This window comes from Inquilinus sp. 2KB_23 (assembly GCF_052115705.1).
In the GTDB taxonomy this organism is placed as follows: Bacteria; Pseudomonadota; Alphaproteobacteria; order DSM-16000; family Inquilinaceae; genus Inquilinus; species Inquilinus ginsengisoli_A.
Genome location: NZ_JBFRHF010000024.1, coordinates 85,323 through 98,880 on the forward strand (window position 1 = coordinate 85,323; position 13,558 = coordinate 98,880).

Below are 13,558 nucleotides of genomic sequence, written 5' to 3' on the forward strand. Positions count from 1 at the left end.
AGGGACCGCCGCATGGACAGCACCGTCTCTCCGCCACAAGTCGGGGGCACGCCACGGGCCAAGCCGCGCGACCGGCGCCTGGCCCGCGCCGTCGCCCGCGCCCTGCGGCGGCCCGAACTGGGGGCGCTGAGCGCCACCATCTTCGTGTTCCTGGTGTTCGGCCTGACCGCCGGCGACAGCGGCCTGTTCAGCGTGCTGGGCATCACCAACTTCCTTCAGGTGTCGGCCCAGCTCGGCATCCTGGCGACGGCGGTGGCGCTGCTGATGATCGGCGGCGAGTTCGACCTCTCGCTCGGCTCGATGATCGGTTTCGCCGGCATCGTCATCGGCCTCTGCACCGTGCAGTTCGGCCTGCCGATGTGGCTGTCGATCGCCGTCGCCTTCGGCTTCGCCATCCTGGTCGGGGCGGCCAACGGCCTGTTGGTGATGCGCACCGGCCTGCCGTCCTTCATCGTCACCCTGGCCGGGTACTTCGTGCTGCGCGGCCTGTCGCTGGCGGTCACCCGCACCATCACCGGGCGCACCCAGATCCCCTACATCACCAAGGGCACCACCGAGACCGAGATGGTGTGGCTGTTCGGCGGCAAGTTCGCCACCGGCCTGTTCCGCTGGCTCGGCCAGATCGGCGCCATCCCGCTGCGGGCGGACGGGCTGCCGATCGTGCAGGGCCTGCCGATGTCGATCCTGTGGTGGGTGGTGCTGACCGCGGCGGCCACCTGGATCCTGGCCCGCACCCGCTTCGGCAACTGGATCTTCGCGGTCGGCGGCGACCTGCAGGCCGCCCGCAGCATGGGCGTGCCGGTGGCGCGCGTGAAGATCCTGCTGTTCATCGGCACCGCCTGCGCCGCCACCCTGTTCGCCACCATCCAGGTGCTGGAATCCGGCTCGGCCGACACGCTGCGCGGCACCCAGAAGGAGTTCGAGGCGGTGATCGCCGCGGTGATCGGCGGCAACCTCCTCACCGGCGGCTACGGCTCGGCGATCGGCGCCATGTTCGGGGCGCTGGTGTTCGGCACCGTCGAGATGGGCATCTTCTACACCGGCATCGACAGCGACTGGTTCATGGTCTTCCTCGGCCTGATGGTCCTGCTCGCCGTGCTGTTCAACAACTATGTGCGCCGCAAGGCGACGGAGGCGCGATGACGGACCGTCTCAAGGTCGGCGTCGCCGGCGGCGGCCTGATCGCCCAGGTCGAGCACATCCCGAACCTGCTGGCGCTCGGCCACCGGTTCGAGCTGAAGGCGGTCAGCGACCCGTCGCCGATGGTGCGCGCGGCACTCGCCGACCGCTTCGGCATCGCCGCGGTGCCGGAGGCGGCGGACCTGCTCGGCCTCGGCCTCGACGCGCTGGTGATCGCCACCCCCGACCCCTGGCATGCCGAGCTGGCCGGCGCGGCGATGAAGGCCGGGCTGCATGTGCTGTGCGAGAAGCCGCTGTGCTACGGCCTGGCCGAGATCGAGGCGCTGGCGGCGATCCGGCGGCGCACCGGCCGGGTGCTGCAGGTCGGCTACATGAAGCGGTTCGACCCGAGCTACGAGGCGGCGCTTGGCGTCGTCGCCGGCCGCGGCGCACGGCTGCGCTACCTCTCGGTCGAGGTGCACGACCCCGACGCCGGCCCCTTCGTGGGCCACCACCGGCTGGTGGCCGCCACCGACCTGCCGCCGGAACTGCGCGCAGAGACCGACCGCCGGCGCCGGGCGCAGGTCGAGGCGGCGCTGGGTTTCGTGCCGTCCGAGACGGTGTTCAGCGGCTTCACCTCGGCCTATTGCTCGGCCCTGGTGCACGACGTCAACGCGGTGCACGGCCTGCTGGCGGCGATGGCGCTGCCCGCCGGGCCGGTGCTGGCGGCGACGGTCTTCGCCGGCGGCGCCGGCGGCCAGGCGGCGGTGCAGCTGCGCGACGGCGAGGCGCTGTGGACCATGACCCATGTCGAGGTGCCTGGGGTGCCCGACTACACCGAGCGCATCGCCCTGCATTTCGACGACGAGATTGTCGAGCTGGTGTTCCCCGCCCCCTACCTCAACCATCACCCGACCCGGCTGACGGTCCGCCGCGGCGCCGCCGGCGGGCTGGAGACCACCACGATCCGGCCGAATTTCGAGGAGGCCTTCGTGCGCGAACTCGAGGGCTTCTGGGCGGCGATCGCCACCGGCGCCGCACCGCGCAACACGATCGAGGAGGCCGGGCAGGACCAGGCCCTGCTGATCGGCCTGGCGCAGCGGGCGGACGGCCGGGCCGGCGCGGGCTGAGGACCACGCGGATGAGGAAGCGGGATCGAGCCAATCCAGGTTTCGCCGGAAGTCAGCCTTCGACTTTCCCGACACGCCTTCAGGATCCGAGATCCTAAACCTTCAATTCCGGACGAAACCTCCAACTCAAGGCACAGAGTCCGGCATCGATCTGGTAGCCTTCCGAAAACAGAAGCTTCGGAGGCTGCCCTGTCTGCCATGACGCGAACCACCGATCCTTGATCTCGGAGGGTTCAGATGCCGCTCATCACCAATGTCGCCTATTCGCCCGACCCGACCGATGGCCAGGCCCTGGGCCTCGACGTCGCCCTGAACGGCGCCACACGGCTCGCGGTCAACTGGGGCGACGGCTCCCCGCTGCAGCTCTATCAGGTGGCGCCGGGCAGCAATTCGATCCACCTGTCGCACGCCTATGCCGGGCCCGAGGCCGGCACCATCGTGCTGCGCGCCGGCGGGCCGGGCGTGCCGGACGACCGCACCACCCTGAACCTCGTCGTCGGCGCGGACGAGTCCTACGACCGCGTCTCCGGCGATCCGGCGGACCCGGCCATCTCCAGGGAAGGCCCGCTGATTTCCGGCGACGGCCAATGGGTGGTCTGGGCCGATGCCTATAACGGCATCTACAGCGCCGATGGCATCACGCTGAAGAACCTGGCCGACGGCACCACCGTCAGCGCCGGCAGCAGCCATGGCGACGCCTATGAGTTCGACGGCGGCCCGGTCATGCTGGCGAACGGCGCGGCGGCCTGGTTCGCTGAACAGTATTTCGGCGCAGAGGGGTATTATTTTCATCCCGTCGTCCTCTATCGGACCGAAGCCGGCGACCGGACCGTGCTGCAGGATGCCTTCAACGTCACGCTCACCGACGATGCGAAATATGTCGTCTACCGGCAGGACAGCACCGACGGGACGGGCGACGGCTGGTATCTGCGCGACCTCGATGCCGCCACCCGTGTCCATCTCGGGTCGGCCGGCCCCGAATATGACGGCCCGCGCTATCACGTGCATGTCGTGAACGGCCAGCTGGTGGTCGACGACAGCAGCACCGGGCAGCATTCCGTCAGCGGGGCGCTGGCCACCGACACCACGGACGACGGCAGTGTCACCGTCATCGCCACCGACGACGCGCTGGCGCCCGGCGACACCAACGACGGCTCCGACGTCTACCTCCAGGAGAACGGCGCCCCGACCCATTCCGGCACCGGCGGGCCGGACGTCCTGCTGCTGGGCGCGGCCGGCGACATCGCCGACGGCGGTGGCGGCAAGGACTACCTTTCGGGCGGCCTCGGCGACGACAGCCTGGCCGGTGGCGCCGGCGACGACCTGCTCTACGGCGGCGCCGGGGCGGACACCCTGACCGGCGGCGACGGCATCGACGCGGCAAGCTACGCCACCGGCCTCGCCGGGGTCCAGGCCAGCCTCGACCGGCCCGCCGGCAACACCGGCGACGCGGCGGGAGACAGCTATGCCGGCATCGAGAACCTGCTGGGCAGCGCCTTCGCCGACCGGCTCGAGGGCGACGCCGCGGCCAACGCCCTGCGCGGCGGGGCCGGGGACGACCGGCTCGGCGGGCTGGGCGGCGACGACCGGCTGGTCGGCGGCGACGGTGCCGACGTCATCGCCGGGGGCACCGGCGAGGACCGCATCTTCGGCGGTGCCGGGGATGACCGGATCACCGGTGGCGACGGCGCGGACACCCTGGTGTTCCAGCCTGGCTTCGGGCGCGACGTGGTGCAGGATTTCAACGGCGCGGCCGGCGATGTGATCCTGTTCGACCGCGCCGTCTTCGCCAGCTTCGCCGAGGTCATGGCCCATGCCGCCGACTACGGCGCGGACGGGACGGTGATCACGGTCGACGCCCAGGACAAGATCATCCTGCTGGGGGTCGACCGGGCCTCGCTGCAGGCCAACGACTTCGCCTTTCTATAGACGCGGTTCGCACCGGGGGTGCCCTCGGCCTCAGGCCGCCAGGCTGGCCCCGGGGCCGACATAGCGGCTGTCCGGCCGCAGCAGCCGGCCGGTCTGCTCCTGCTCCAGGATATGCGCGGTCCAGCCGGCGACGCGGCCGACGGCGAAGGCCGGGGTGAACAGCGACCGGTCGAGGCCGACCGCGTCGAGCAGCAGCGCGGTGTAGAACTCGACATTGATGTCGAGCGGCCGGTCCGGCTTGTGTTGGTGCAGCGCCGCCAGGGCCGCCTTCTCCACCGCCTCGGCCAGGGCGATGCGCGGGCTGGACAGGCCGGCGACGACCGCCTTCAGCACGTCGGCGCGCGGGTCGCGGGTGCGGTAGATGCGGTGGCCGAAGCCCATCAGCCGGCGGCCGGCCGCCAGCTCCGCCTCGATCCAGCCGGGCGCGGCCTGGGCGGTGCCGATGGCGTCGAGCATGTCGAGCACCGGCCCCGGCGCGCCGCCATGCAATGGGCCCTTGAGCGCGCACAGCGCGGCGGTGACCGAGGCCACGGTGCCGGCCAGGGTCGAGGCGACGACGCGGGCGGCGAAGGTCGAGGCGTTGAGGCCGTGATCGGCCACGGTGACGAGATAGGCGTCGAGCGCCCGCACCGAAGCGGGGTCGGCCGGCTTGTCCGCCAGCATGCGCAGCAGGTCGGCGGCATGGCCCAGCGCCGGATCGGGCGCCACCGGCGCCTGGCCCCGGCCCTGCCGCACCAGCGCCGCCAGGAACACCGGCATCGCCGCGACCAGCCCGATCGGGGTGCCTTCAGCGTCATCGGCAAGCCCGGCGATCATCGCCCGCAGCCCGTCGACCGGCGGCAGCCCGGCGGCGGCCGGCAGCAGCCGCGGCGTATGGCGGAAGGCGGCGGCGCGGGCGGCGCCGAGGCGGGGCTTGAGGTCGGCGGTGTCGGCGAAGCCGTCCCACAGCAGCGCCAGCAGGCCCTCGAAATCGAGCCGCCGCGCCGCCTCCTCCACCGCCATGCCGCGGATCACCAGCACGCCGCGCTGCCCGTCGACCAGGCTCATCACCGTCTCGGCGGCGACGATTCCGTCCAGTCCTGTGGTCATCTCTCGCTCTCCTCTTCGCAGATGCAGCAAGAGGTCGGACGGGAGGCATAGGTTGTCAATCTTGATAGATACGATCAATATATTGGGATGATCCAGGAACCGACCCTGTCGGCGAGCGAGGCGGCGGCGGAGCTGGGGGTCAGCCTGGCGACCCTCTATGCCTATGTCAGCCGCGGCATGATCCGCTCGATCGCCGAGCCTGGCCGGCGGTCGCGCCGCTACGCCGCCGCCGACATCCGCCGCCTGGCCCGGAAATCGGAGCCCGAGACCGCGCCGCCGCCGCTCTATTGGGGCCAGCCGGTGCTGGAATCGGCGATCACCCTGGTGGCCGGCGGGCGCCTGTACTATCGCGGCCGCGACGCGGTGCGGCTGGCCGAAAGCGCGACGCTGGAGAGCGTGGCCGGCCTGCTGTGGGGCGTCGCCGCCGACGACCCCTTCGCCGGTCCGGTGCCGCCGCTGCCTCCGGTCGCGGCCGCGATCGCCGCGGCGGGCCTGGCCCTGCCGCCGCTGGAGCGGGCGATGGCGGTGCTGCCGGCGCTGGGGGTCGAGGACGACCGCGCCCTCGCCCGCTCCGCCGCCGGGCTGCAGCGCACCGGCATGCGGGTGCTGCGCTGGCTGACCGCGGCGATGCTGCGCCGGCCGGCCGATGCCACCCCGGCCCATGAGGCCCTGGCCGCGGCCTGGGGCGCACCGCAGGCCGCCGACCTGGTGCGCCGGGCCCTGGTGCTGTGCGCCGACCACGAGCTGACCGCCTCGACCTTCGCCGCCCGCATCGCCGCCTCGACCGGTGCCTCGCCGCATGCCGCGATCGCCGCCGGCCTCGCGGTGCTGAACGGCCCGCTGCATGGCGGGATGAGCGCGCGCACCGGCGCCTTCCTGGAGGCGGTGCTGGCCGCCGCCGACGCCCGCCGCATGGTGGTGGAGCGGCTGCAGCGCGGCGAGGACCTGCCCGGCTTCGGCCACACCCTGTATCCCGATGGCGACCCGCGCGGGCAGCACCTGCTGGACCGCATCGTCGCGACGCTGCCGGACGCGCCGGAGCTGGCGGTCGCCCGCACCCTGGTCGACACCGTCGCCGACCTGACCGGCGACCGGCCGGCGCTGGACTTCGCCCTGGTGCTGGCGGCACGGCTGACCGGGCTGCCGCCGGAGGCGCCGCTGGCGATCTTCGCCCTGGGCCGCAGCACCGGCTGGATGGCGCATGTCATGGAGCAGTACGCCGCGGCGCGCCTGATCCGCCCCCGCGCCCGCTATGTCGGGCCGCAGCCCTGAGCCAAGGTCGCGAGCGGCGCCTCGCCGGCCAGCCCGACCAGGGCGTAGATCGGCACCGGCTCGCGGGCACCACGCGGGATCTCGTTGCCGACGAAGCGGAACTCGAACCCTTCGCCCGCCCCCTGACGCACCGCCTCGCTGACCAGGATGGTGGTGCCATGGATCTTGTTCAGCGCCTCCAAACGCGCCGCCACGTTCACCGTGTGGCCAAGCGCGGTGTAGTTCATGCGGTCGATCGACCCGACATTGCCAACCACCACCTCGCCGGTGTGAAGGCCGAAGCGGGTCAGCATCATCGTGCGGCCCTCGGCCTCGAACTCGGCATTCAGCCGGTCGATCCGCGCCGCCGCGTTCAAGGCGCCGAAGCAGGCCCGGCGGATATGGTCCGGCTGTGCCTCCGGCGCGTTCCAGAAGGCCATGACGCTGTCGCCGATGTATTTGTCGATGGTGGCGCCGGTGGCGATCAGCTCCGCGCCCAGCGCGGTGAAGTAGCGCGAGGTCCGCGCCATCAGCTCCTCCGGCGACAGCCCTTCGGCCAGGGATGTGAAGCCGGCGATGTCGGAGAACAGAACCGTCACCGGCTGCCGCCGGCCGCCCAGGGTGGGCGCCAGCTTTTGGGCGATGATGCTGCGCACGACCTGGCCGGGAACATAGGCCGCAAAGGTGCGCAGGGTCATCTCCAGCACGCCGATGGCGGATGCCAGCGACCGGATCTCCTCGATCCGCGACACGGCAACACCCGGTTGGCGGAAATCGAAGCGCATGATCTGGCCGAGTTCCACCGTCACCCGGCGCAGCGGCCGCGCCAAGGCCCGTGCCGCGACCATGACGATGCCGAGCGCCAGCAGCGTGGCGGCGACGCCGATCAGCAGCGACGTCAACCGGATGCGATCGGCCGGCCCGACCACGAGGTCGTAGGGATAGGAGATTCCCAGCACGACGTCGGGCATGCTCGATCCCATCGGCTCGAAGCGCTCGAGATAGGTCCGGTCACCGAGCACACCGGTGAAGTTCCGGCCGGTGCCGATGGCCTGGAAGCTGCGGTACATCTCCGCCAGGATCGGCGACCCCAACTCGCTCAGGAGCGGCAGTTGCTCCGCCCGAGCCTCCCGGAACGCAGTGCGGTAGCGAACGCCGTCGGGATGCGCGATCAGCGCCCCGGACCGGTCGAACACCACCAGTTCGAGCTCATGCTCGCGGCGCAGGTCGGAGAGGGTGCGATCGAGCACCGCGAGACCGATGTCGATCCCGAAGACGACGCCTTCCGCCAGTTGAGACTTCCGCGCCAGGCTGACGCCGACCTGGTCCATGTTGGCGAAGCGGTAGGGCGGGGTGACGACCGGTCCGGCCGCCGCCGTCGCCTGCGCGTACCACGGCCTCGTGCGGGGATCGAAGCTGGTGGCCATCACCTGCGGCGGGCCGAGCGGGCGCCCCTGGGCGTTGGTCACCATCCAATGCGCGATCGCGCCATCCGGGATGGGCTCGACGAATTCCAGCGCATAGGCCGCGCCGGGCACCGTCGTGCCCTTGACCTCCGGCAGATTCGCCGTCGCCAGCGACTGCACCAGGAAGAAACGGCCATCGTCCCAGGCGACGAAGAAGGATGCGGCGGCCGGCAGCACCTCCTGCAGGTCGCGCAGCGTGCCGCGCATCACCGCGCCCAGATGATCCTCCGGGACGTCGGTCTCGATCGTCAGCGTCGCCGTGTCCAGCACCACATCGGCGAGGTGCAGTCCGTTGCGGAACTCGTCCCGCACCCGCGCGACGATCCGGTCGAAGCGGGCATCGGCATCGGCGCGGACCAGCGTCGTCACCTCGCCATGGTTGTACCAGATCAGGCCGCCGGAGATCGCCAGGACGATGACGGCGAAAACCGCCGCCACCACGACCTGCAGCTTCCACGGCCCAAGCCCGGTTGCAGCCGCCCCCCGCATGCCCCTTCTCACGGTTGTGCCCGGACACCCTATCCCGATGCCGGCCCGGCCGGAACCTCCCCGATCGGGTCATGACCGACAAAACGGGGCGGCCCTTCGATCATGCCGTTTGACAGGGCCGGCCGCGCCGGGCTTGCCTGCAAGGACCGCCTCGAGACGCCAGGATCATGCTCGCCCTCTACCTGCCCGTCGCCGCCATCATCCTCGGCATCTCCGTCCTCCAGGTCGCCAACGGCATCCTCGTCACCGTGCTGCCGATCGCGCTGACCGAGGCAGGCTATTCGATCCAGGCCTTCAGCGCGGTGGCCACGGCGCATTCGCTCAGCTTCCTGCTCGGCTGCATGCTGTCGACCCGGATCATCGGCGCGGTCGGCCACATCCGGGCCTTCGCCGCCTATGCCGCCGCCACCTCGGTGACGGCGCTGAGCTTCACCATCGCGCCCGACCCGGCCCTGTGGATGGCGCTGCGGCTGATCACCGGCTTCTGCTCCGCCGGGCTGTTCACCGTGGCCGAGAGCTGGCTGAACGAGATGACGCCGAACGCCCATCGCGGCCGGGTGTTCTCGGTCTACACCATCGTCCAGAAGGTGGCGCTGGTCGGCGGCCAGTTCGTGCTGCTGTTCACCGGCGGGCCGGTGGTGCTGGGGCTGTTCATGATCGCATCGGCCTTCTATTCGATGTCGCTGATCCCCGTGGCGATGAACCGCGCCACCACCCCGTCGATCGCCGCCATCCGCACCCTGCCGCTGCGCCAGTTGTACCGCATCGCCCCGGCCGCGGTGATCGGCTGCGTCTCCAGCGGGCTGATCAATAGCGCCGTGGCCTCGATCGGCCCGATCTGGGGGCTGCAGACCGGGCTGAGCGTCGGCCTGGCCGGCGCCATCCCGGCGATGGCCCAGGTCGGCAACCTCTTGGCGCAATGGCCGCTGGGCCGCCTTTCCGACCGCATCGACCGGCGCCAGGTCATGCTGGCGTCCAGCGTCGTCACCATCCTGGTGTCGCTGACGCTGGGCCTGCTGCGGCCCGAATCGGACTGGCTGCTGGCGGTGCTGTTCGGCCTGTGGGGCGCGGCCTCGATTTCGACCTACGGCATCTGCGTCGCCCATGCCAACGACTTCGCCCCGCGCGGCACCGCCGTGGCCCTGTCGAGCAGCCTGCTGCTGTGCTGGGGCGTCGGCGCCTGCATGGGGCCGCTGATCGCCTCCGCCGTCATGGGATCGATCGGGCCGGACGGTCTGTTCCTGTACGGCGCCGCGATCGCCACGGTCACCGCGATCTTCACCGCCTGGCGCATGACCCGGCGGCCCGCCCGCCCGGCCGAGGAGCGCGAGCCCTTCGTCAACCGGCCGGCGACCAGCCCGATCGCCAGCGAGCTGGCGGCCCGGCGTGAGGCCGGAGAGTAATTAGCGGTCCAAACGGAAGCGGGCGGCCCGAAGGCCGCCCGCTTTCCCCGATGTATGGTCTTGCCCGGCGGCTGCTATGCGGCCTGCCGTGGCGCGGAGGGACCGGCGAGACGACGGCGCATCACTTTCGCCGGCGCCGCGGCGGTTCCGCGTCCGCGCCGCTCGCCGACGAATTCGCTTCGTCTCGCCAACTCTCGCCCCGAATTGAGCAGCCTCGACAGCTCGCGGCGGGCCCGCGACAGGCGGCTCTTGACCGTGCCGACGGCACAGCCGCAGATCTCGGCCGCCTCCTCGTAGCTGAAGCCGCTGGCGCCGACCATCAGCAGGATCTCGCGCTGGTCGGGTGTCAGCAGCATCAGCGCCCGGCGGAAGTCCTGGAACTCCAGCTTGGCGTCCTGCGACGGCGGTACCCACAGCAGGTCGAGGTCGACCCCGTCCTTGGGTTCCGCCACGAATTTCCGGCGCCGCAGCTGGTTGACGTACTGGTTGCGCAGGATGGTGAAGATCCAGGCCCGGAAGTTGGTGCCCGGCGTGAACTGGGATTCCGCCCGCAGGGCGCGAAGGATCGCGTCCTGGACGAGATCATCGGCGCGATCCGCATCACCGCTGAGCGATCGGGCGAAGGCCCGCAGATGCGGTATCGCCCCAGTCAGCTCGGCGTGAAAGTCGAATTGCACATTGCCCTCCTCGTTGTCGCCGACGGCACCACCGCCCACGCAGGATTCATCTTGATGGCGGTCAGGAATTTCGGCACCGAATACGGCAGAAATCCGGCCTGCCCATGGCCATCTCGCCTCTTTCTCTCAACGATCCTTGTCCTCCTCGGGCTTTGGCTTCTTCGCACCTTGCTCCAACATTTCGAGCAAGTCGTCCGGCAAAGGTTCGTCCAGCACCGGATCGTACAGGGATTTCAGCTGCTGCGAGAGCCAGTTGTCGAATTGCGGCGGCTTCTTCAGGCGATCCGGCGCCACCCGGCCCGGCTCGGCCGGACGGGGTGCCCCTGCCTCGCGCTTCCGCATTCGATCGCCTCGCCTTCGGTCCATCCGAACTCGATCCCGCTTTGCCCCGGCCGATAGTGCCGCGCTACATTACCAATCCGCGACCGGGATGGAAGTTCCAGTGCGGCCGCACCCCGCCGCGCGGCGCAGCCCTGCGGCGCGGGAACGGATTGCGATCCCGGTCTCCGGCCGCTAAGCATAGCAGCCGACGGGCCAGCATATACGAATTCGGCAAGGTGGACGCGATGACCGGCACTTCCAAGGAAATCCTGAAGCATCTGCCCTACCTCAGGCGCTACGCCCGGGCCCTGGTCGGGTCGCAGGAGCGCGGCGACCAGTATATGCGGGTGTTCCTGGAGGCGATCCTGGCCGATCCCGAGCGGGTGTCGCCGGACGGCGACCTGCGGGCCCAGCTGTTCGCCGTGTTCCATGACGTCTGCACCCTGCTCGACGCCACCGGCGGCGACGGCGTCCCGGCGCTGGAAGGGCTGATCCCGGTCGAGGCGCGGCTGTCGCACCTGTCGGCGGTGCAGCGCCAGGTGCTGCTGCTGGTCTCGCTCGAGGGCTTCTCCTTTGCCGATGTCGGCTACATCCTGCACCTGCCCGAGGCCGAGGTCCGCGACCAGCTCGACGCCGCCCGGAAGGAGATGCAGCGCCAGCACCCGGCCCGCATCCTGATCATCGAGGACGAGCCGCTGATCGCCATGGACATCGCCCGGATCGTCGAGGAGATGGGCCACACCGTCTGCGGCACCGCGGCGGACCATGCCGAGGCGCTGGCGCTGTCGCAACGGACGGCGCCCCACATCGTCCTGGCCGACATCCAGCTCAAGGGCGGCGACAGCGGCATCGCCGCGGTGCAGGACATCCTTCGCGCCATCTCGGTGCCCGTCGTGTTCGTCACCGGCTTCCCCGAGCGGCTGCTGACCGGCGAGCGGCTGGAGCCGACCTTCGTGGTCACCAAGCCGTTCAAGCCCGATGCCCTGGTCTCGGTGATCGGCCAGGCGCTGGCCATGCACCCCCCGCTGCCAGCGGCGTGACCGCGGCCATGCGCCGGCCGGGGTCCCGCCGGATGGATCATTTCAGGGTTTTGCCTGTTTCCCCCCCGACGGTGATCGCCCCATCTCCGGCCCTGGATCGGCGTGATCCGGGCCGTCCCTGCTTCGCGATCATCGGCGGGGGGAGTGTCATGCCAGCGGATCAGACATGGGGCCGGGCCGCATGACCAGCGCCCTGATCACCGCCATCGACACCCGCGAGGAGCGCGACGTCATCACCGCCCGGCAGCGCGTCCGGCTGGTGGCCACCGAACTGGGCTTCGACGGGCGCGACCGGGTGCGGATCGTCGCCGCGGCCTCGGCCATGACCCGCAGCTTCCTGGCCCGCTTCGGCCAGGCCAACCTGTCGCTCCTGATCCTGGGCGGCCCACCGGCGGCGCTGGAGATCGTGCTGGCCGCGCCACGCCGCACCCTGGGCCCACAGGGCAGCCCGCTGCAGCGTTCGCGCCTCGACACCACGCCGGTCCGCGCCCTGATGGACTGGGTAGAGCTGCGCCACGCCCGCGGCGTGGTCCGGCTGGTGATGCGCAAGGAGCTGGCGCAGGCCGCGACCGGCCAGGACCCGGCGGCGCTGGCGCACCGGACCATGGCGGCGCTGGCCGACGAGACCGGCGTCGACCCGTTCGAGGAGGTCCACCGGCAGACCATCGAGCAGATCGCCAGCCTGACCGAGCTGCGCCAGCGCGAGGAGCAGCTGATCGCCGCCAACGCCCAGCTGCGCGAGGTCGAGCGGGCGCTGCGCGCCAGCCTGGAGGAGAAGGACGTGCTGATGCGCGAGGTGCATCACCGCGTCAACAACAACCTCCAGATCATCGCCAGCCTGCTGAACCTGCAGACCTCCCGCGCCTCGGACCCGGCGGTGCGCGAAGAGCTGGCGGTGGTCGGCAACCGCATCCAGTCGCTCAGCCTGGTGCACCAGAAGCTCTACCGGTCCCAGGACCTGTCGCATATCGATGCCGGTGGCTATGTCCATGAGCTGTGCGCCCATCTGCAGGGGGCTTTCGCCGCCACCACCGGACCGGTGGCGCTGGCGGTCGAGGCGCCGCCCCTGCCGATCCCACTGGACAGCGCCATCCATCTCGGCCTGATCGTCAACGAGCTGGTGACCAACAGCCTGAAGCACGGCTTCCACGACGGCCAGGGCGGCCGGATCGCGGTGTCGCTGCATCGCGCCGAGGCCGATCAGCTGGTCCTGACCGTGGTCGATGACGGCCGCGCCGACGAGGTGACGCGGCGCGGCCTGGGCATGACCCTGGTCGAGGCCATGGCCCGCCGGCTGGACGGCACGCTGGCGGTCGCCCGCGACGGCGGCACCCGGACGATGCTGACCCTCCCCATGCCCAAAGAGTCCTCTAAAAACCGTTCCGAATCAGACTGATACAGAACCGACTTAAATAATTCAGATTAACTTTGGCCCCTATAGTATTGATCACTCGCAACAAGCGAATTGTATGGCAAATTGTCTTTATCGATCAATCGTCTCGCGCCGATCCTTTATAAAAACGCTCCACTCTTGCTGAATTCATGCTATAGTCGGTCGTGCAGTACCTTCTGCACCCTTCCGCTTCCTAACGACCTTAACCAAGCCGCGGTCCCCCGCGGCTTGTTTTTGTGTGGATGACGGCG

At 70.6% G+C, this 13,558-nt stretch carries 11 protein-coding genes; 7 read left to right on the forward strand and 4 right to left on the reverse strand.

Features of this window, described 5'->3' with window-relative positions; all coding sequences use genetic code 11:
* Window positions 1-12: 12 nt before the first annotated feature.
* From AB4112_RS26570 to AB4112_RS26580, 3 genes are all read left to right on the forward strand, one after another.
* Window positions 13-1,143 carry an ABC transporter permease gene (locus AB4112_RS26570; protein ID WP_441724001.1) on the forward strand — a complete coding sequence of 377 codons (1,131 nt, stop codon included), beginning with the start codon at window positions 13-15 and terminating at the stop codon, window positions 1,141-1,143.
* Entirely contained in the window at window positions 1,140-2,249 is a 1,110-nt protein-coding gene (locus AB4112_RS26575) for a Gfo/Idh/MocA family protein (RefSeq protein WP_441724003.1), read from the forward strand. Before AB4112_RS26570 ends, AB4112_RS26575 begins: the two co-directional genes overlap by 4 nt.
* Window positions 2,250-2,486: 237 nt before the next feature.
* Window positions 2,487-4,178 carry a calcium-binding protein gene (locus tag AB4112_RS26580; RefSeq protein WP_441724005.1) on the forward strand — a complete coding sequence of 564 codons (1,692 nt, stop codon included), beginning with the start codon at window positions 2,487-2,489 and terminating at the stop codon, window positions 4,176-4,178.
* A 30-nt stretch (window positions 4,179-4,208) separates the two neighbouring features.
* Here the strand turns inward: AB4112_RS26580 and AB4112_RS26585 are convergent, their stop codons facing one another.
* Entirely contained in the window at window positions 4,209-5,267 is a 1,059-nt protein-coding gene (locus tag AB4112_RS26585) for a citrate synthase/methylcitrate synthase (RefSeq protein WP_441724007.1), read from the reverse strand.
* Between the two features lie 87 nt (window positions 5,268-5,354).
* On the opposite strand from AB4112_RS26585, the gene AB4112_RS26590 reads away from it, so the two are divergent.
* Window positions 5,355-6,539 (forward strand): citrate/2-methylcitrate synthase, encoded by a 1,185-nt coding sequence (locus tag AB4112_RS26590; protein WP_441724009.1) that lies wholly within the window; start codon window positions 5,355-5,357, stop codon window positions 6,537-6,539.
* On the opposite strand, the gene AB4112_RS26595 is transcribed toward AB4112_RS26590, so the two are convergent.
* On the reverse strand, window positions 6,518-8,473 hold the full coding sequence (locus AB4112_RS26595; RefSeq protein WP_441724011.1) for an adenylate/guanylate cyclase domain-containing protein: 1,956 nt from the start codon (window positions 8,471-8,473) through the stop codon (window positions 6,518-6,520). The two genes, AB4112_RS26590 and AB4112_RS26595, sit on opposite strands and share 22 nt — an antisense overlap.
* Before the next feature lie 167 nt (window positions 8,474-8,640).
* Between AB4112_RS26595 and AB4112_RS26600 the strand changes: the two genes are divergently transcribed.
* Window positions 8,641-9,876, forward strand: coding sequence for an MFS transporter (locus tag AB4112_RS26600; protein WP_441724013.1), 1,236 nt, complete (start codon window positions 8,641-8,643; stop codon window positions 9,874-9,876).
* A gap of 74 nt (window positions 9,877-9,950) precedes the next feature.
* Here the strand turns inward: AB4112_RS26600 and AB4112_RS26605 are convergent, their stop codons facing one another.
* Together AB4112_RS26605 and AB4112_RS26610 are read right to left on the reverse strand one after the other, a co-directional pair.
* Window positions 9,951-10,553 (reverse strand): sigma-70 family RNA polymerase sigma factor, encoded by a 603-nt coding sequence (locus AB4112_RS26605; protein ID WP_441724015.1) that lies wholly within the window; start codon window positions 10,551-10,553, stop codon window positions 9,951-9,953.
* Window positions 10,554-10,679: 126 nt separating this feature from the next.
* The gene (locus tag AB4112_RS26610) at window positions 10,680-10,895 is read right to left on the reverse strand and encodes a NepR family anti-sigma factor (RefSeq protein ID WP_309802133.1); all 216 of its coding nucleotides are present in this window, start codon (window positions 10,893-10,895) and stop codon (window positions 10,680-10,682) included.
* Window positions 10,896-11,119: 224 nt separating this feature from the next.
* Here AB4112_RS26610 and AB4112_RS26615 point away from each other — a divergent pair, with 224 nt between their 5' ends.
* Both AB4112_RS26615 and AB4112_RS26620 read left to right on the forward strand, forming a co-directional pair.
* Entirely contained in the window at window positions 11,120-11,914 is a 795-nt protein-coding gene (locus AB4112_RS26615) for a response regulator (RefSeq protein WP_441724017.1), read from the forward strand.
* A 181-nt stretch (window positions 11,915-12,095) separates the two neighbouring features.
* A complete protein-coding gene (locus AB4112_RS26620; RefSeq protein WP_309802131.1) occupies window positions 12,096-13,310 on the forward strand; it encodes a sensor histidine kinase in 1,215 nt (404 codons plus the stop codon).
* Window positions 13,311-13,558: the final 248 nt, after the last annotated feature.

Bases quoted from the DNA above. Each gene is read 5' to 3' on its own strand.
- AB4112_RS26595 (WP_441724011.1), bottom strand. From the start codon at position 8,473: ATGCGGGGGGCGGCTGCAACCGGGCTTGGGCCGTGGAAGCTGCAGGTC.
- AB4112_RS26610 (WP_309802133.1), bottom strand. From the start codon at position 10,895: ATGCGGAAGCGCGAGGCAGGGGCACCCCGTCCGGCCGAGCCGGGCCGG.
- AB4112_RS26600 (WP_441724013.1), top strand. From the start codon at position 8,641: ATGCTCGCCCTCTACCTGCCCGTCGCCGCCATCATCCTCGGCATCTCC.
- AB4112_RS26615 (WP_441724017.1), top strand. From the start codon at position 11,120: ATGACCGGCACTTCCAAGGAAATCCTGAAGCATCTGCCCTACCTCAGG.
- AB4112_RS26575 (WP_441724003.1), top strand. From the start codon at position 1,140: ATGACGGACCGTCTCAAGGTCGGCGTCGCCGGCGGCGGCCTGATCGCC.
- AB4112_RS26580 (WP_441724005.1), top strand. From the start codon at position 2,487: ATGCCGCTCATCACCAATGTCGCCTATTCGCCCGACCCGACCGATGGC.
- AB4112_RS26620 (WP_309802131.1), top strand. From the start codon at position 12,096: ATGACCAGCGCCCTGATCACCGCCATCGACACCCGCGAGGAGCGCGAC.
- AB4112_RS26585 (WP_441724007.1), bottom strand. From the start codon at position 5,267: ATGACCACAGGACTGGACGGAATCGTCGCCGCCGAGACGGTGATGAGC.
- AB4112_RS26570 (WP_441724001.1), top strand. From the start codon at position 13: ATGGACAGCACCGTCTCTCCGCCACAAGTCGGGGGCACGCCACGGGCC.
- AB4112_RS26590 (WP_441724009.1), top strand. From the start codon at position 5,355: ATGATCCAGGAACCGACCCTGTCGGCGAGCGAGGCGGCGGCGGAGCTG.